This window comes from Lancefieldella rimae ATCC 49626 (genome assembly GCF_000174015.1).
Classification (GTDB): Bacteria; Actinomycetota; Coriobacteriia; order Coriobacteriales; family Atopobiaceae; genus Lancefieldella; species Lancefieldella rimae.
Genome location: NZ_ACFE01000002.1, coordinates 292957 through 310148, shown reverse-complemented (window position 1 = coordinate 310148; position 17192 = coordinate 292957). Strand labels below are relative to the sequence as shown.

The following is a 17192-nucleotide window of genomic DNA, read 5'->3' as shown; positions in this document are numbered from 1 at the left end:
CACCCTCCTTCTATGTACGAGGGAGGCAGCCGATCAAAGCCGGCCACCTCCCCAATGCGAACGTCTTGCTTCTCCAACTTCCGTTTGCCCCTAGCGCACAGCAATGGCGAGAAGCCCTTCCGCTCGCACCTTAGTTCTGAGACTTGTCGTCGTCAACAACCTCGTAATCAGCATCTTCAACGTCGCCGTCGGAAGAGTTTCCGGCAGAGGCGCCGTCCGTACCCGCAGTCTGAGCCTGGGCGTCAGCGTACGCTACTTCGGCGAGTTTGTGTCCGACCTCTTGGAGCTTCTCGCCGGCTGCCTTGATGGCCTCGATATCGGTACCTTCAAGTGCCTTACGAGCCTCAGCAACGGCCTCCTCGGTGGCCTTCTTCTGATCCTCGGGGACCTTGTCGCCAAGATCCTTCAGCGTCTGCTCGGTGCCGTACGCAAGAGAGTCGGTCTGGTTGCGGACCTCAATCTCATCCTTGCGCTTCTTATCTTCCTCGGCGTGAGACTCTGCGTCCTTGACCATGCGATCGACTTCGTCGTCAGAAAGCGCGGTGGAGCCGGAGATGGTAATCTCCTGGGACTTACCCGTTGCCTTATCCTTTGCGGTAACCTTCACGATACCGTTGGCGTCGATGTCGAAGGTAACCTCAATCTGAGGAGTGCCACGACGAGCTGCAGGAATGCCAGTCAGGTTGAACTTGCCGAGCGACTTGTTGTCCGCAGCCATCTCGCGCTCGCCCTGAAGGACGTTAATCTCAACGGACGTCTGGTTGTCGGCAGCCGTGGAATAGATCTCCGTCTTGGACGTCGGGATGGTGGTGTTACGGTCGATCATCTTGGTCATCACGCCACCCATGGTCTCAACGCCAAGGGAAAGCGGGGTAACGTCCAGAAGCAGGATGCCGGAGACGTCGCCGGTCAGAACGCCGCCCTGGACGGCCGCACCGTCAGCGACGACCTCGTCCGGGTTCACGGACATGTTGGGCTGCTTGCCGGTCATAGTCTTCACAAGATCCTGAACGGCAGGCATACGGGTTGAGCCACCGACGAGAATGACCTCGTCAACGTTGGAAATCTGAAGACCGGCGTCCTGAAGTGCCTTGGTTACCGGGGTCTTGCAGCGGTCGAGCAAATCACGCGTGATGCGCTCAAACTCAGCACGGGTCAGCGTGTAGTCAAGGTGCTTAGGACCGGTTGCGTCAGCGGTAATAAACGGCAGGTTAATCTGTGCTTGCTGAGCGCTGGAGAGTTCCTTCTTGGCGTTCTCCGCAGCCTCCTTCAGACGCTGAAGTGCCATAGGATCCTTGCGCAGGTCAATGCCGTTGTCAGAGTTGAACTTATCGGCAAGCCAGTCAATCACGCGCTGGTCCCAGTCATCGCCGCCCAGGTGGTTGTCGCCGTTAGTGGCGAGGACCTCAACAACGCCGTCGGCAAGGTCAAGAAGCGAGACGTCAAAGGTGCCGCCGCCTAGGTCGAAGACGAGGACTTTCTGATCCTTGTCTTTCTTATCAAGACCGTAAGCAAGGGCAGCTGCCGTCGGCTCGTTAACGATACGCTGGACATTGAGGCCTGCAATCTTGCCGGCGTCTTTGGTTGCCTGACGCTGGGAGTCATTGAAGTACGCAGGGACGGTAATGACGGCGTCGGTTACTTTCTCACCGAGGTACTTCTCGGCGTCAGCCTTCATCTTAGAGAGGATCATGGCGCTGATCTGCTCAGGCGTGTAATCGGTGCCCTCAATCTCCACAACGGCACGACCGTCGGTGCCAGACTTGACCTTGTACGGAACGGTCTTCATCTCGGACTGGACCTCGTCAAACTTGCGGCCCATGAAGCGCTTGATGGAGAATACCGTGTTCACAGGGTTGGTAACAGCTTGGTTCTTTGCTGCCTTACCGACAATGCGGTCACCGTCAGCGCGGAAACCCACGACCGACGGAGTAGTGCGATCGCCCTCAGCGTTAACGATAATAGTCGGCTCGCCACCTTCGAGGACAGCCATAGCCGAGTTGGTAGTGCCGAGGTCGATACCAAGAATCTTTCCCATAGTTCATGTTCCTTTCCTATGCAGACCCGGCTGGCGAGAAGTACGTGCTTATTTGCGTTCTACCTGTTCAGAGCACGTATTAACGACATCCGCATCTGCGGTGTTTCATCTTTACGTCTCTGCTTATTCCCCCTATGTCGGGTTTATATACATAATCTAAGTGTGTTTGTGGTAGATTTTTACTTATGCTAAGCTCAACACCTATTAGCCACTTTAACTCGTCAGTCTCCCATTCTTCTTATCCCAATATCAGTACAAAACGAAATTTCTAATGTGGTGGTCCATAATAGAAGGCGCTTGAGTAATTCGTTTAGAAAGGATTTACATGTGCACACAATCTAAAAACAAACCAATAATTTTAGCCATTTGTTATGATTTTGATAAAACCCTTACCCACACAGATATGCAAAACCAAGGGTTTATTCAATCACTTGGCTACGATATCGATGAATTTTGGAAAAATTCAAACTCACTTGCACTACATAATGACATGGACCAAAATCTTGCCTACATGTATTCTATGTCAAAATTATCAACGGGGAAATTTTATATAACAAAAAATTCACTTAAAGAATACGGTGAAAAAATTTCACTCTACAACGGTGTGAAAGATTGGTTTAAAAGAATAAATGACTATGGCAAGGAACATAATGTGACTGTTGAGCATTACATCATCTCTTCAGGTTTAAAAGAAATTATTGAGGGAACTCCTATCGCACCAGAATTTAAAAAAATTTATGCAAGTTCCTTTTATTACGACAAAGATAACGTGGCACGATGGCCTGCCCAAGTTGTGAACTATACAGATAAAACACAATATCTTTTTAGAATTGAAAAAGACGTATTGGATGTTAATGATCAGAGCGTGAATAATTATCTGTCTCCAAATAAAATAAAAATCCCTTTTAGAAATATCGTATATATAGGAGATAGTGCGACTGATATTCCGTGCATGAAGCTAGTGAATATAAACGGAGGACACTCAATCGGAGTGTTTAATCCTAAAGATGAAAATAAAGAAAGAGTGTTTAGCCTTCTTAATGAAAATCGAATTAAGTACTTTGCAGCTGCAGACTATTCTTCTGAATCACAATTAGAGAGTCTTGTTAAAAAAATTATTGATCGTACAGAAGCTAATGAAGCTCTCGAAGATTTTCACTATGAGTGCATTGACTTAAAAGACCGGGAGACAAAAGCACAAGATGCAAGCTTCAAAAAAAGACAAAAGCTGATAAACCAGTTAGAAGATAGTAGAACATATGCAACCACTCACTCTGTTATCGCGGAATTAGAAGAAATCAAAAAAGATGAATGGGAGCCATCAGAAATTAGAAGACTTTTCGAGATTGGAGAGAAAAACAGTCAAGTATCTGCAATACGTGAGGACTCTGACGTTAAACGCTTTTTCAATTCGTTACCAAATAAGGAGTAACTGTTTACACTAAGACCTCATTTCACGAAATCTAAAATGAGGTCTTAGCATCCAATAAACCTATCTCAGCAACGTATCTTTACTATAAGCTTCACACAAAGCCACAGATGCATCATCAAAAGCAAACTTTTCCTAGATGACCAACCATCGCAAAAGCAATCTTATTTGCTATAGGAAATCCTCCGGACGTTTTTTAAACTGAGCTTTACTCTCATCGTCTACCTCCCGCTCCAGCAAAAGAAAACGGTCGAAATCACTTTCATACAGACGATCCTGTGTGATCCTATATTTTTCATATTCAGTTTCTGCATGAAGCTTTGCTTGCTCTGCACTGATCTTTCCAGGACCAATGAGTAACTCATTCTCATTGAACTCAAGAAAACCGTCCAAACGCTTTGCCCAGTCCTCCATGCTCATGGGAATCTTGCGCTCCGCCTGCAACTCTGCGTAATCTAAATAGAGAGAAACAATTCTTTCCAGATAGTTCATCTCTTGCTCATTCAAGTAGTTCTTAGCAATTGATACGTCTGCTTTTAGAATCTTTCCTTCTGGAGCATTTTCCCATGTAGTAAGTCCCATATGCTCTTTCGTAGCATCTGCTCGTTTCACAATTAGTTCCGCGGCGGTATGACGATGAACCGCATAATGCAATTTATTCTGTACTGTTTGGAAGAACAGACGGGTAGTCTTTGCGTCCTTGTCGTAATCAAAGGCCGTTGTATATAAATCGGTAACTTTTTGATAGAACTTACGCTCCGACAGACGAATCTCTCGAATCTGCTGCAGCTGTCGCTCAAAATACTCATCAGTAAACATATGGCCTTTTTTCAGGCGATCAACATCCATCGTCCAGCCCTGAATAGTATGGTCTTTGACAATCTGACCGGCCCATTTACGAAACTGTACCGCACGTTGATTGTTTACCTTAAAACCTACGGCGATGATCAGCTGTAGGTTGTAGTGTTCTTGATTGCGGCTGACCTGCCGCTTCCCCTCAGTTTGAACTGTCAAGTATTTCTTTACAGTTGCCTCAGGTGTCAACTCACCATCCGCATAGATGCGATTGATATGCTGAGAAATCGACTGCTTTGATACGCCATAAAGCTCTGCCATCATCTTTTGAGTGAGCCAGATATTCTCGTCCTCATATCGCATTTCAAAACTGTCATCGCTGTTTCCGGTGGAAGCAACAAACGTCAAGTACTCTGCTGCAGAGCTACGCACAATCAATTCTTTCTTCTTGTCGCTTGCCATATAACAGCACCTTTCTCTACAGCATCTAGATTTAAAAGGTTACGTCTCTATCTTTAGCTTCCGACAAAGTATCACGATAAAGCCTTGCCGGTAAAGCTCACTTACATCTTTCCTAAATTCTTCAACTGATAACGACCATAACATAATGCAATCGGAAAAGTATGAGATTCCACTCTTCAATGCACGTTTCAGAGTGCAAAATTCTGACCTAGAGAAACAGCTGGTAATCATAGTAATTCGGATTTTGCAAACCATTTTTTAGGTCGAAATAGGGATTTTGCAAACCACGTTTACCATTTGCTAAGAGACGGAACTTGGGCTTGGAACTTTTAGACCAAACCTCATTCCCTAGGTCTCCTCTTCCCCTTAATAAAACAGCGGCACTTCATCTTTCAGGAACTTCTCGATTTCACAAGCTCCGGCGGAAATACCGCCAACAACGAGGCGCTTGGCATTTGGATGCAAAGAAAGAAAAGCTGCCATACCGCTTTGCTCTTTTTTGTGCCCGCTTTCGACCTCTATTGCGGAGAGAGCTGACGTACCTTTCGAAATGACAAAATCAACCTCCTTCGATCCTTCTCGCCACCAAAACACATCAAAGCCCTCCTCTGCCGAGCGCGCAAGAAGCCTTGCGCCAACAGCTGATTCAATGAGACGTCCACGTAAATCCAGCTCGTTGAGACAGCGTTCTTTTGCAATTCCGGATACGGCAGTCATAAGCGAAGTATCAAATACCATAAGACGTGGAGAACTCTTTTTGCGCGTAATTGCCTTTTTGTCATATTTTTGAATACCGCAGAGTATTCCTGACTTACCTAGGAGATCTAGGTAATGAGCAATTGTTACGGTATTTCCGGCATCCCGAAGCTGCCCAAGCATTTTGTTAAAGGAGAGTTCCTGCGCAGAGTATGTCGAACCGAGTCTAAAAAGAGAGCGCATAAGAGCGGGTTTACGGATATCTTCCAACGCAAGAACATCCTGTGAAATGGTGGGCTCAACAATTGCATCGCGCACATAAGAAGTCCAACGTATATCATCACCCGCAAATCGAGCTGCCCCCGGATAACCGCCGTAATACAAATAGTCGTCAAGGGAGAATCCAAACGCCTGCGAACATTCCGCATAGCTCCAATGGGGAGAGTAAATCATCTCGAAGCGCCCCATCAGCGAGTCCTCTAGGCCTTTGTGCAACAGTAGCGAAGATAATCCGCTGAGGATAATACGAATGGGCATATTGTTGCGTCGGTCGGCATCATAAAGTGCCTTTACCACAGCTGACCAATGCGGAACTTTTTGTATCTCATCAACTGCTAACACTACCGTCCGAGATCCAGAAAGAGTCGAGTTGCGCGCTTGTTGCCACTCAACTTGAAGCCACTCTTCAGTTGGAACAATAGCGTCATCTGCACTTACAAAGAACTGCTCCATATCCATCTTGGCGAGTGCTTGTCCAAGTATGGTACTCTTTCCGGTTTGACGAGGGTCCACAACAACCTGCATCAACGGATTATTCTCTTCTGCAATTCGTTCAACGATTGTTTCTACATAGCTTCGCTCGAACATCAAACTCTCCTACTTCTTGCAGTACTGAGTAAATTTACTCAGTATAATGAGAATTTCTTGATTTGGAGGAGAAGTAAGACGCCGATGTTGGAAGCATCGGCGTCTTGTGGATTCAGAAATTTCATTTCTCTGGTTTTCTTTGCAACGCAAATGCAACGCAAACGTTTGCGTTGCATTTGCGTTGCACTGTTCTTGAGACAGCATCATTTTCACCAAAAGACTACTAACGAACTGCAGAAAGGACGTTAGTATCAAGTCCTACTCATGGAGCTACCTTATAAGAATCTATTACGCTCCACAGTCACAGCAGGTTTTTAGTAAACCTTTAGCTCCTTAAAGAATCCCGACCATAAGCGACCTGCCAGTTGGCAGAGAACTCCTTAACGGCAATCTCGGTGCCAGGATGGCCAATCATCGCATAGGCAATCTCCGGTGGAACAGTCACTGCATGAATGCCTGCAGCAATAAGAGCGTGGACCTGCTCCGTATTCTTAAATGAAGCGGCAATAACTTTTGAATTCAATTCCTGGGCTTCAAGCATTTGAAGAAGATCTACGACCTGACCGATACCATCTCCGTAGTTGCACATGCGGTTCACGTAAGGAGCTAGGTAATCGGCACCATTCAACGCTGCCAAAAAAGCCTCGTCAGCAGAGTAGATGGCCGTTGCCAAAACGCCACGACCCTCTGACTTTAGTATTTTTATCGCCTTGTAACCCGTATGAGTAACGGGAATTTTGGCATATGTATTCTTGGGGCGAAGGTCGCAAATGTAGCGAGCTTCATCCAACATCTCCTGATATTCTGTCGAAACCACTTGGACAAAGAATTTCTGCTCAGGGCGCAGATAGTCCACAAACTGCCGAATGACATCCTCTGGACTCTTACCGCTTTTCGTTATAATTGTAGGGTTAGTGGTCACACCTGCAATAGTCAACAATTCATCAAGCTTCTTTACGGCATCTAAATCAGCGGTATCAAGAATAAATTCCATGCTATAAGTTTCCGTTCACGCATTGTCATAGCTACTCGCCATGACGGACAGTTTTCAATCCTGCATTTTGACATATCTGTTCAACAGAAACCCTCTCGGCACGCTTGCATACTAAGGTAAACAACAACTCCGCGCGATTGTTCATGCTTTTCCTCCTCTATGATAAAGATATAAAAGTCCAGTATTCTGCAACAAAACCCATTTGTTTCGTAATTAATGAACTAAATGAGACTGGCTAATCGACGTGCTCAGACCATTGGTAAGTTATTATTTTGATATGTTAAATTCGTACACAGCACTTATCAACATCTTCAAAGCCTGGATTTTATTAGTGAGAAATTACCAATACAAGCACAAAGCCACACACTTCAACGTTCATCTATAACGAGCAAACATATGTTATGGCAAGAATTAATCTAAAAACCCAAGAACAGCACCATCGGCAGCGTATCTACATGCGCAAAAGCTAAAATTACCGCCAATTAAAATACAGTACTCGTCCTTATTGTTGGTGCTTTTTCATGATTGAGAAAATACTTTTCAAAAAGGGCTGACTTTGGGGTAATTTTATCAATCTCTTTCGCGAGAAAAACCAAATTCTGCACTTGCTCTAACCCTGGAGCAGCCGCCAATAACAGTCCACTCGCAATCTCATCAGCTGGAATTGTTATAGCAGTCCCACCTGCAATGTTGATAGACTTGCAGAGCAATTTTGTATGATCTACATCACTCTCTTCCTCAACAAGCCCTCTAAACGAACTACGTATCGACTCTTCAGGAAGCGGATAGTCAATCGGCCCTTCAAATGAAACCACTATGGCGCACGGATCTTCTCGCCATATATGCTTTAAGTCATTAACGGTACTTTTTCGGTCAGCCATATCTATATATGGATAGGTGACACAATCCACCTCAACGCTCAACGCCTTGAGGTAGGACTGTATCCTTTCATATATTGTTGCCCTCGAAGGATGCTTTTTACACGATGGCGCCGGAAGTACCAGCTTTAAGTGCCTCTTTCTTGGGCTGCAATCAATATCTATTTGACAGATCAACTTCACAAGATCAATGACACTCTCCAGAGAAGCGCCAATAACTCCCACACCTGGACTCAATGGAATGCCGTCGGTAGAAATGCCTTTTTGCGTACACGTCAAACCCATACCAGTTCCCAGAAATGAATACAGATTTGTTGCAAGAGCCGGCGCTAGAACGCTGCCACCACCGTCCGTCCCAATGCATACATCGGTAATGCCCTTCAGAATATTGATTGGGCCTCCGCTTGTCGATCCAGTCATGGGACTAAATGTCAGAGGATTGACCAAATCACTGTCAACACTGCGACCAAAATCACTCATTTTGTCAACCGTAAGTATTCGATACCGAGAAGAACTTTTAATGGTCTCAATCAAATCATCGGAAATGCACTCGGTATCTTTTATACCAACATAGATTGTCTCAGTTGAAGCTCCTGCAACATCATGGTTAATTGCCACAACACTGTTTCCAAGTGCCCGCTGAGCAAGTACTATTCGCTGTTCGAGTGTATACCCCATCGTTTTATTCTCTTATTGCACTTAAGAAACTCGTACCGTTCTCAGGTGAAGGAGCTCCAAAATAATCCGCTACGGTTGCCCCAACATCAGACAGGGTCTCTCGGACTCCAATATTTTTTGGAGTCCCATTTTTGGTATATATCAACAGCGGCACATGTTCCCTTGTATGATGAGGATGACCAATCGTAGGATCGTTGCCATGATCGGCCATAACTATCAAAATATCGTCATCCTGTAGCTCATCAATGATTTGAGCAATGTATGAGTCGGCGATCCTCAATTTCTCGGCATACCCAGGTACGCTCTCTCCATGTCCCTGAAGATCTGTCTCTTGCACATTGGTACAAACAAACCCGCCCTCAATTGATGACACAATGGCAAGGGTTCGAGAAAGTACCTGAGCCGTATCCACAATAGATTCCGACTGTCCAAATGCATTTGCACAGACATCGGCAACTTTACCTAATAGATACACCGGAACCTTTTGTTCTCCTAAAATAAAAGGAACCTGCACCTTTTCATCAATTCCATAACCCATATGGACGCAGTGATAGTCATTGTCATAAACCCCTGAGGCCGGAGCATTAACGCCAATAAAATTACCATGCTCTTCAATCGCATCCAAGAGGTTCTGAAGATGCATTCCCCGGCCTCCAAACGTAATAACCCGCGGGGTTTTTGCAACCTTTCTCACAATACATCCGATTGTCAGCTCAGTTTCAAAATCAATATCATCTATTGCAGCAGTTACATTGAACGCCTGGCCAGGATCACACTCAATATTATCTGCCACAGTACATGCTTCATTGACGATAAGGATCTTATTCCCTGACTCAGAAGACGAGAATTCTCGAACCTTGAACCCTGCCTTGGAAAGCTCTGTTTTGATCTCTTCAATATGGCTCTGTATGGCTTCAGCCAGAGGTTTTGGTGGTTTTGTTCCCATAATTTCTTGATGCCCATAAAACGTATCAGCACCCTGGTGCATGAGCTTGCTCTTACCATACAGAGCGCTTGGCGAGAAGTGCAGTGTCTCAAATTCTCTCCCTACAGCATTTGCAAGACCGAGCTTCTCTAGGGTCGGAAGTGTAAGACCTGGCATGTTTTCAAAAATGTGGGCGCAGGTATTGGAGCCAATGTCTGCTGGTCGGATATCCTTTGTATCCTCCATTTCTCCAACACCAAAACCATCCAAAACAATAACTACGAACTTTCCGCTCATCATATGCTCCATTCACTATAGCTAGCGAATTTTTCTACCTTGCGAATCAAATACTCCTTCAATTACCGGAGCATTATGTGAAAGACCACGTACCACGGCAATATGGCTTCTGGTAACAAACATCTGTGCTCTAAAACACATAAGCACCGTATCTCCTACGGTCGCATTCTGAGATAGTTCAAAATAGTAATCAATACTTTCGGGAGTTGGCGCGTTTACCTCGCATGTCTTTGCAGAATCTTCTCTTTTTCCTACAAGAGCACGATGCAGGTGTCCGCGCCTATAAAAGCCCCCACCATAGCAATAAGAATTTGATCCAAGATTGTGGCTTATCTCGCTTACGTATACGTACGACGTCTTCTCATCCATGTCGTTACCGGCAGCATGATAGGGCGTCGTTCCTGTCAGCCCATGTCCAGGCTCCATATGCGTCCCTTGAAGTTGGCTCACTCGATCCACAAGAGCAGTACAGCTCTGCGAGGGTAGATTAACCTGGAGATTGTCATAACCTACTGAATGAAGGTACTCGCAAGCCTTTTGTACTGTAGAAACGTTATGCAACGTCTCTATACGATTTGTTTGATCAGAAAACAAGAAACACGGAAACGAACAGACTCCTGCTATATGTACACCGGAAGTTTTTGCGATTTCTTGTTCCACTTGCTCAAGTTCATCCACATAAAAACCGCCACTTTGGCCAGAATATTGAACATCCTCTGTATCAAGAACTTTAAGCATAATAGACTGAACAAAACCAAGCCGTTCTGCAACCTCTCCAATTCTTTTTGCTTCTTCTCGTGAGAAAACCGTTACGATTTCTGGTCGGTACGTCAGTATTCTCTCAATACTTTGAAGAGGAATCTGCACAAGGTTTCCCACATGCCCCAGCCGGACTCCATTCTCACCAAGCGTTGTTGCTTCCCTATAATCAACACATACCGCTCCGGCATACCCAAGTTCGTCAAGAGTCTGAGCAATAAGAGGATTTCTTCCTAATTGCTTGAGCATGAAATACAGCTGGATGTTCTTCTCGTTAGCTTTCTTTTTGAGCTTCTGTGCATTTTCTATCAGTGAGTCAAGATCAACTATATAGGTATCTGGCTCTATAGCCCCCTGCTGATGCAGAGAAAATGCTAGATCTACCAGCGATTTATTGGTTTTATTCAGCCTGTCCAAAAACATCAGAGCCTCCAGCTCTTCTACATATCCCTAGCTATAGATCTCATCCAACAGCTCTTTAAGGATCCGTATAACGGTATCCGCTCCGGAACGCATAACATTTACCCGGATCATTCGATGTTCCCACGCACTATTTGCCTCTCGAAACGTTGCACTTATCCGGTAGAACATTGGCAAGAATTCATATTTGCTCTCACATCCCACGGGATGAGGAGCAGCTCCGTACACAGGTGCAAGTTCAAGAACTTTCTCGGCGATATCTTCATCAAACTCTATAAGAACGGCCTTACTTTCGGAGTTGGCGACAAAGGCCTGAACAACATGAGGGATCTCTTTCGCATTCAGCCGGTCTGCCAACTCATGACACGTTGCCCCCGTAATTGATAGTGCGACCGGTGCATAAATAAGACCACGAAGGACTTCCATTGCCTCCGAACCTTGGACCTGGCTTCCGCCCGAATATTGCATTTTGCGGATCGCAGAAATGTAGTCCTTGGCACCAAGTACGATGCCGACTCCTTCTGGTCCAAGTAATTTGAAGCTTGAGAACGCCGACAAGTCAGCTCCCGCTTGCCATCCGATTTTCATGACTTTCGTAACGGCATAATTGTCGTCGACCACTATCGGAAGCCCTGGATTTGCGTCTCTGACAACTCGTATAACCTGCCCAAGATCATACGAATCATCTGGCTTTTGTCGGGAATGTTGTATTAAGACTGCCGATAAGCCCTTGGCTTCTTCAATCACTCTCTTAGTCTGCTCTAGATTATTAAAATCCGCATAAACTGCCGTACATCCCATAAGCTCAAGCGTCACTTTTGTTGTTGGATATATTGGAGCATCATGCACAAGTATGGTTGACCCTGGCTTGATTGTGGCTGCAAGAGCCCATCTCAGCGCTCCGGTTCCCGCACCCCGTACAAGAACGGCATCTTCGGCATCGAAAGCTCTTGCAAGTACCTTCTCAACTCGGATGGTTTGGAGAGGCTCATTGGTGCCTTTATGCACACCCAAGTCCCCTATCGAGAGGGCGTCATTTCCATTGAAAACTTTTGTTGCACAGTCAACAATTTTGAACTGCAATTCTTTTGCCTCTTCAAATGACCGGGAATACAAGGGAAATGTCTCCATACTTAATCCTTTGCCATATCAAGAATTCTTGCAAGATTACGTGAAAGCAAATTATCAATATCGTCAGTAGAGACGCCATGCTCTTTGAGCTGCGGAACAATATAGTTCATCACTCTTGCATAGCCAAGCCCTCCATAGACTGACATGTAGGATTTACGCGAAATGTCCGTTGAAAGTACTATTTGGGAACTGAAACCCTCTTCAATCAATTTTATTAGGTTCTTAATTCTCGCCTCGTCAGCAAGATACGCTGTCTTTCCACAGGTATCAAAGCCCATAGTTACCCCATATGCAAGGACGGTATGGTAATAGTCAAGATCATTCGCCAAATCTAGATGACCTAAAATCAGCTTTTCGGGTTTCATTCCTTCCGAGAGCAAAAGGTCCGCCTGAGCTGGCGCCATTTGTCCCAGTTGGCAGTGAGTAGTTACGGCACATCCCGTCTTGGAAGCAGCACGCGCGGCAGCGCGCATAACTTTTTCTTCAGAAGAAGTTATGCGCTTCTCCTCACCAGCAATTTCTCCGATAATTCCCGCCTTGATGTTGGTACCGTCGATACCTACCGTAAGATCTTTAACAAAAATCTCTTCAATATCTTCTATAGAAGCATCTTTGATCCATGCAGGATGGTACTTCTCAAGATAAAATCCCGTTGAGCATACAATCTGTAAGTCGGATTCTTGAGAGATTTTCCGCAGTGCTTGGACGTCTCTTCCCATATCATTGCAGCTCACTTCGACCACCGTATGCACTCCGGCATCAGTAAGTGTTTTGAGCTCCTGTAACAAATCTTTTGAATACGAAAAGATGGAATCAGTATCTCCTCGCACACTTCCTAAATTGACCGAAAGGTGCTCATGCGCCATGGTGATACCAAGCTTTGCTGCATCAATTTGTCCAAGCACTGTTTGAATCATCTACATCACCTTATATCCAAACTTACCTCATACGCCCGGCAAGCCTTTCTAACCGACAAGAGCAACGAGGCCAACAAAATACAAAAGGTTCAAAATAATGCCCGTTACAAGAGCAAATACAGGACCAATGGCCATGCGCATGATCTTTCGACCAGTCACTTCATTGAGATAGTACGCCGCGGCTGCAATCGCAAAGGCAAGAGCCGGGTTTCCGATCTTTGTTCCCATGGCAATTACCGCATTGAGAGATCCAAAGAGAACTGCAAACTCAACGCACGTTCCCATAGCAGAACGAATATTGTCAGCAGCATCACGAAGACTTGGGAACCGTCCAAGCTGCTTACCAATAAACCCAAGGAGCATAACTTCAACAAAAATGATAAGGGCTCCCAAGATTGCTGCTACAAATGGATTTGGAGCAAGATAGCCTGCCACGTAAATAAAGGTAAAGCCAGCAACTCCGTAAACACCTGTAGTAATAGCGGTGACCGCAATCAGGGGGATAAAGCTCAAGCCACGGAAGAGCTCGTTTACTGCTGCGGACTGAATGAGTTCTGAGGCATTCGCAGCTCCATGGTAGGCATCAGCTAAGCTAAACATAGACACTGTTGATCCAGCAAAAAGGTGCAGATTACAAATAACTGCAATAAGAGCGCCACCGACCATAAGGAATGGAACATTCTTGCGAATCCGAGCAACGCGTTCAGAGAACAAGTTACCTTCAAACTCACCGTTCTTCTCGCCTTTATTGGAGAGGTCCTGAGCAATTGCGAAGCCAAAGAGCAAAATCACACCAACAAGAAGCATCCATGCATCAGCGCTGATTGACGCCTTGGAAGGTCCAAACTTCCACATAGGCCCAAAAATACGAGCAAGAATAGCTAAAACTGCTGTAACGACACCTCTCTTCCAACCAAACTGCATCGTAATGGCAAGAACAGGAAAGAGGGCAAAGCCAGTAACAATATAGGTTCCAAGCTGACCAAGTGACCCAAGCAAGTCAACAGGAAGAAAGGTAAGAGCTGTATTAATACCGCCAAGGCTAACAAGACACAGAACACCCCATACAGCTCCCGCAATAGCAGCAGACCATTTGTTTGGGCAAAATGCACCAATAATGTCTGTCGCAAGAAAAAGAAGCCAGGGGTTCAAAAGATTTGTCGCAAGTGCATTGCCGATACCGACAGAAGCAATAAAGCCAATGCAAAGACCAAACACCGCAAGAGCATATTCAGGACGCGGCATACGACCCTCAAGGAATTCTGGGACAAACGGTCTTACACCATCATTAAAAACTGCAACGCCCATATGGGATAACAAAGCTGTTACCGCACATACTGCCCCAATCAAAATAACGCTTAGCGCAGAAACTTCCACAACACACTTCCTCTCAACCGTTATTTACTCTGACTTTTCAACGAGAGCCCGGACAAGTAAGGGCACTGTTGTATCGATAGTATCTACCGTTGTTCCAAATACCAGTTTTCCCTCATCAACAAACTTTTTGATTTCCTCAAAGCTGGGGCTGCCCCCGTTTTTGCAGACTGTGCAACACTTCGTATAGCCCACGAGTCCAATCAAAATTGAAATAGCTGCTCCGCCGCCGCTATTGCATGCTCCAATGTAATAATCAACCTTCCCGCTTTTAATCATCTGGGCTCCCTGCATGTCGTTCGTAACAACGACTTCAATTGAAGGGTCGGCCTTTTTGATCGCTGCCTCCGTTTCGTTTTTATTAAGACCCCCAACTGCAATTCTCATAGATTCTTCCTCCCTACTGGTGTGCCACCAACAAACCGGCTATATGGACAAGAACAAAACCAAACTCATCTTTACTTAACCTTTCTGCAAACATGTCGCTGATATCGTTGGCTATACGATTTGCTTTTGGGAATACGGGACTTGCATACACCTCTTCCAGTGCCTGCTGATTGATAGGAGCGATTTCTTCTTCCTCGACATTTCTTTTAAGAGCAGCGGCAATGTGGGTAATGATAATGCCAATATGCTCGTCAGATTCTGCAGGACCACACTCATGCTCAATGAGTGCAACAACGTTCTTCAGGCTCTCGGCGTCGTTCTCGTCAACAAAACCCGCTTGCTTTAATATTTCAATTCTTTCAAAAACTTCTCGCATACTCTCTCCCCTCCTTTTAGTACCGAGCAAGCATATTTCCGGACATAACCTTCTTTTGAATATTCAAAACGCGCTCTTTATCGACCAGGTGTGCAATGAGACTCTGTGTAAGAGCGTCATTTTTTAACGTCACAATTACCGCCTCGTTATTAGACGACTGTTCATCAGGGTCATGCAAAGGTTTTATATCCAAGTGATCTTCAAGTACGTGGATATCGTCTTCGTTCCAAATGCCGACATCTATGCTCTTCTCGTCAAGCATTTTTACGATATTCATATATTGAACGGGGACATAATCGACTTCCATGCGCTTGAAGTACTGTTTGGTAAGCATGCTTTGGTCAGCAGACGACACGTCAATCCCAACTTTAAGTAGATCCTGATTATCGGTAGAGTCTTGGCGCGCGAGAAGAACGTGTCGTCCAACGTAGGTATGAGGGCCAAATTTCAGGACTATTTTTAGCGGAAAGCCACTTGCTATATATTGCTCTGCTGCAAATCTACTTAATACTACATAGTCAACAAAACCATTCTTTAAGGCTTCGATCCTGTTTTCTGAGCCTCGTGCAAAAGAAAGAAATCCCTTTATTTCCCCGCATTCGTTTAACTCCGATAAAAGGCCTGTAGCAAGCCCTTCGTAGCGAGTCGTATACGGCAAGGGCATGAGCCCCGTTATAATATCCTTGTCACAGACATTGGCGATAAGCACATAATCTATCTTTGTTACGTATGTTCCGTTCTGGCCGTGAGCCTCAAGTGCAATAACTTTTGCTTCTTTGAGCACAGATAGGGCCTTTTGTATATTCCCTCGAGAGCAGCCGCATTGTTCTTCAAGCTCTGTAACGGTTGGAATCTTGTCCCCTACATCACACTTGCATAGCTCACCCGCAACACACTGAATCGCATATCCTGCTTTACTCAGTGTTTTTTTCATCGTCTCTCCCTTTGAGTTTTCTGCCATTACGTTTCTTGCTACTATATTGAATATACAAAATAAAATATATTCTAGATAATATTTTGCTCTTCTTTCTAGATCCATGCCATCTACTTTTTACCTAAACCCCGTAAACGGTATAAAAGTAGGGGTAAGCGTTATAAAAAAGGGTACCGCTGGTTAAAGCGATACCCTTAGAGTGCTTTCACTGAAGCGCCTTTAAGATCTTCTCAGCTTCTAGAACTGAAGGCTCTTAAAATTGAGGGCCCTGCTTGTTACTTCTGAGACTGCTTGATCATCCAAATGGTCTTGGAGAGAGCAGCGATGTGCTCGTCCATGGCGGCAGACACTAGGTAGTTACCCTCTGCATCTGCATCTTTCTTGATTTCTGCGGCAAGGTTGCGAATCGACTCATAGTCAGCAAGGATAGCGGAGAAGATCTCGGCGGGATCCTTATAGCCATCCGCTGCCTCCTTAAGATGGGTGTTCTTAAGGTATTCATCCATAGAAGCAAGCGGCATGCCTTCATTCATGAGAATGAGCTCAGCTACCTCATCAAAGCGCCTCTCCAAACGCTATGAGCAGCTCTTGAGAGCCGGCAACACAAGCAAAGTTTCAACCATCTCGGTCGCTCGCGAACTTGCGTGCTGGGTCTGGGAGATAGGATGCAGGGTGGAAGGGACCTATCAGAAGAGCTAGACCCACTGTATCTCATAAGACTTTTATCAGAGATGTCTGTGGTCGACGCGAAGCTGGGATCTACTCACGAACCTTTTTTGAACAGCCATCGGCTGTGTCCGCTATTAAGACTGCTCTTCGCACCGAAGGTTCCAGA

15 protein-coding genes are annotated in these 17192 nt (G+C 45.4%); 1 reads left to right on the top strand and 14 read right to left on the bottom strand.

The annotated features are described in order from the left end of the window. Window positions 1-130: 130 nt before the first annotated feature. The gene (gene dnaK / locus ATORI0001_RS04130; protein WP_003149501.1) at window positions 131-2038 is read right to left on the bottom strand and encodes a molecular chaperone DnaK; all 1908 of its coding nucleotides are present in this window, start codon (window positions 2036-2038) and stop codon (window positions 131-133) included. Between the two features lie 325 nt (window positions 2039-2363). Here dnaK and ATORI0001_RS04125 point away from each other — a divergent pair, with 325 nt between their 5' ends. Further along, window positions 2364-3470, top strand: a complete 1107-nt coding sequence (locus ATORI0001_RS04125) for a haloacid dehalogenase-like hydrolase (RefSeq protein WP_003149632.1) — start codon at window positions 2364-2366, stop codon at window positions 3468-3470. A gap of 168 nt (window positions 3471-3638) precedes the next feature. On the opposite strand, the gene ATORI0001_RS04120 is transcribed toward ATORI0001_RS04125, so the two are convergent. From ATORI0001_RS04120 to ATORI0001_RS04060, 13 genes are all read right to left on the bottom strand, one after another. Next, a complete protein-coding gene (locus ATORI0001_RS04120) occupies window positions 3639-4724 on the bottom strand; it encodes a virulence RhuM family protein (RefSeq protein WP_003149458.1) in 1086 nt (361 codons plus the stop codon). 366 nt (window positions 4725-5090) lie between these two features. After that, on the bottom strand, window positions 5091-6287 hold the full coding sequence (locus ATORI0001_RS04115) for an ATP-binding protein (RefSeq protein ID WP_003149024.1): 1197 nt from the start codon (window positions 6285-6287) through the stop codon (window positions 5091-5093). Between the two features lie 325 nt (window positions 6288-6612). Further along, window positions 6613-7281: a transaldolase family protein gene (locus ATORI0001_RS04110; RefSeq protein WP_003149467.1), complete on the bottom strand. Its 669-nt coding sequence runs from the start codon at window positions 7279-7281 to the stop codon at window positions 6613-6615. A 482-nt stretch (window positions 7282-7763) separates the two neighbouring features. Beyond that, window positions 7764-8837 (bottom strand): hypothetical protein, encoded by a 1074-nt coding sequence (locus ATORI0001_RS07645; RefSeq protein WP_003149267.1) that lies wholly within the window; start codon window positions 8835-8837, stop codon window positions 7764-7766. 4 nt (window positions 8838-8841) lie between these two features. Continuing rightward, a complete protein-coding gene (locus tag ATORI0001_RS04100) occupies window positions 8842-10059 on the bottom strand; it encodes a phosphopentomutase (protein WP_202813995.1) in 1218 nt (405 codons plus the stop codon). Window positions 10060-10080: 21 nt separating this feature from the next. Beyond that, window positions 10081-11241, bottom strand: a complete 1161-nt coding sequence (locus ATORI0001_RS04095) for an alanine racemase (RefSeq protein WP_003149653.1) — start codon at window positions 11239-11241, stop codon at window positions 10081-10083. 27 nt (window positions 11242-11268) lie between these two features. Next, window positions 11269-12369 carry an aminotransferase class V-fold PLP-dependent enzyme gene (locus tag ATORI0001_RS04090; RefSeq protein ID WP_003149640.1) on the bottom strand — a complete coding sequence of 367 codons (1101 nt, stop codon included), beginning with the start codon at window positions 12367-12369 and terminating at the stop codon, window positions 11269-11271. Window positions 12370-12371: 2 nt separating this feature from the next. After that, entirely contained in the window at window positions 12372-13286 is a 915-nt protein-coding gene (locus ATORI0001_RS04085) for a phosphotriesterase family protein (RefSeq protein WP_003149475.1), read from the bottom strand. A 48-nt stretch (window positions 13287-13334) separates the two neighbouring features. After that, on the bottom strand, window positions 13335-14663 hold the full coding sequence (locus ATORI0001_RS04080; protein WP_003149291.1) for a YhfT family protein: 1329 nt from the start codon (window positions 14661-14663) through the stop codon (window positions 13335-13337). A gap of 24 nt (window positions 14664-14687) precedes the next feature. After that, on the bottom strand, window positions 14688-15047 hold the full coding sequence (locus ATORI0001_RS04075) for a DUF2620 family protein (protein WP_003149139.1): 360 nt from the start codon (window positions 15045-15047) through the stop codon (window positions 14688-14690). Between the two features lie 13 nt (window positions 15048-15060). Continuing rightward, on the bottom strand, window positions 15061-15423 hold the full coding sequence (locus tag ATORI0001_RS04070) for a PRD domain-containing protein (RefSeq protein ID WP_003148887.1): 363 nt from the start codon (window positions 15421-15423) through the stop codon (window positions 15061-15063). A gap of 16 nt (window positions 15424-15439) precedes the next feature. Continuing rightward, window positions 15440-16357 carry a GntR family transcriptional regulator YhfZ gene (gene yhfZ, locus ATORI0001_RS04065; protein ID WP_162010741.1) on the bottom strand — a complete coding sequence of 306 codons (918 nt, stop codon included), beginning with the start codon at window positions 16355-16357 and terminating at the stop codon, window positions 15440-15442. Between the two features lie 275 nt (window positions 16358-16632). Further along, window positions 16633-16929 carry a ferritin-like domain-containing protein gene (locus ATORI0001_RS04060; RefSeq protein ID WP_003148953.1) on the bottom strand — a complete coding sequence of 99 codons (297 nt, stop codon included), beginning with the start codon at window positions 16927-16929 and terminating at the stop codon, window positions 16633-16635. Between the last annotated feature and the right edge of the window lie 263 nt (window positions 16930-17192).

Bases quoted from the DNA above. Each gene is read 5' to 3' on its own strand.
- ATORI0001_RS04110 (WP_003149467.1), bottom strand. From the start codon at position 7,281: ATGGAATTTATTCTTGATACCGCTGATTTAGATGCCGTAAAGAAGCTT.
- ATORI0001_RS04075 (WP_003149139.1), bottom strand. From the start codon at position 15,047: ATGAGAATTGCAGTTGGGGGTCTTAATAAAAACGAAACGGAGGCAGCG.
- ATORI0001_RS04070 (WP_003148887.1), bottom strand. From the start codon at position 15,423: ATGCGAGAAGTTTTTGAAAGAATTGAAATATTAAAGCAAGCGGGTTTT.
- ATORI0001_RS04090 (WP_003149640.1), bottom strand. From the start codon at position 12,369: ATGGAGACATTTCCCTTGTATTCCCGGTCATTTGAAGAGGCAAAAGAA.
- dnaK (WP_003149501.1), bottom strand. From the start codon at position 2,038: ATGGGAAAGATTCTTGGTATCGACCTCGGCACTACCAACTCGGCTATG.
- ATORI0001_RS07645 (WP_003149267.1), bottom strand. From the start codon at position 8,837: ATGGGGTATACACTCGAACAGCGAATAGTACTTGCTCAGCGGGCACTT.
- yhfZ (WP_162010741.1), bottom strand. From the start codon at position 16,357: ATGAAAAAAACACTGAGTAAAGCAGGATATGCGATTCAGTGTGTTGCG.
- ATORI0001_RS04115 (WP_003149024.1), bottom strand. From the start codon at position 6,287: ATGTTCGAGCGAAGCTATGTAGAAACAATCGTTGAACGAATTGCAGAA.
- ATORI0001_RS04095 (WP_003149653.1), bottom strand. From the start codon at position 11,241: ATGTTTTTGGACAGGCTGAATAAAACCAATAAATCGCTGGTAGATCTA.
- ATORI0001_RS04085 (WP_003149475.1), bottom strand. From the start codon at position 13,286: ATGATTCAAACAGTGCTTGGACAAATTGATGCAGCAAAGCTTGGTATC.
- ATORI0001_RS04120 (WP_003149458.1), bottom strand. From the start codon at position 4,724: ATGGCAAGCGACAAGAAGAAAGAATTGATTGTGCGTAGCTCTGCAGCA.
- ATORI0001_RS04100 (WP_202813995.1), bottom strand. From the start codon at position 10,059: ATGAGCGGAAAGTTCGTAGTTATTGTTTTGGATGGTTTTGGTGTTGGA.
- ATORI0001_RS04125 (WP_003149632.1), top strand. From the start codon at position 2,364: ATGTGCACACAATCTAAAAACAAACCAATAATTTTAGCCATTTGTTAT.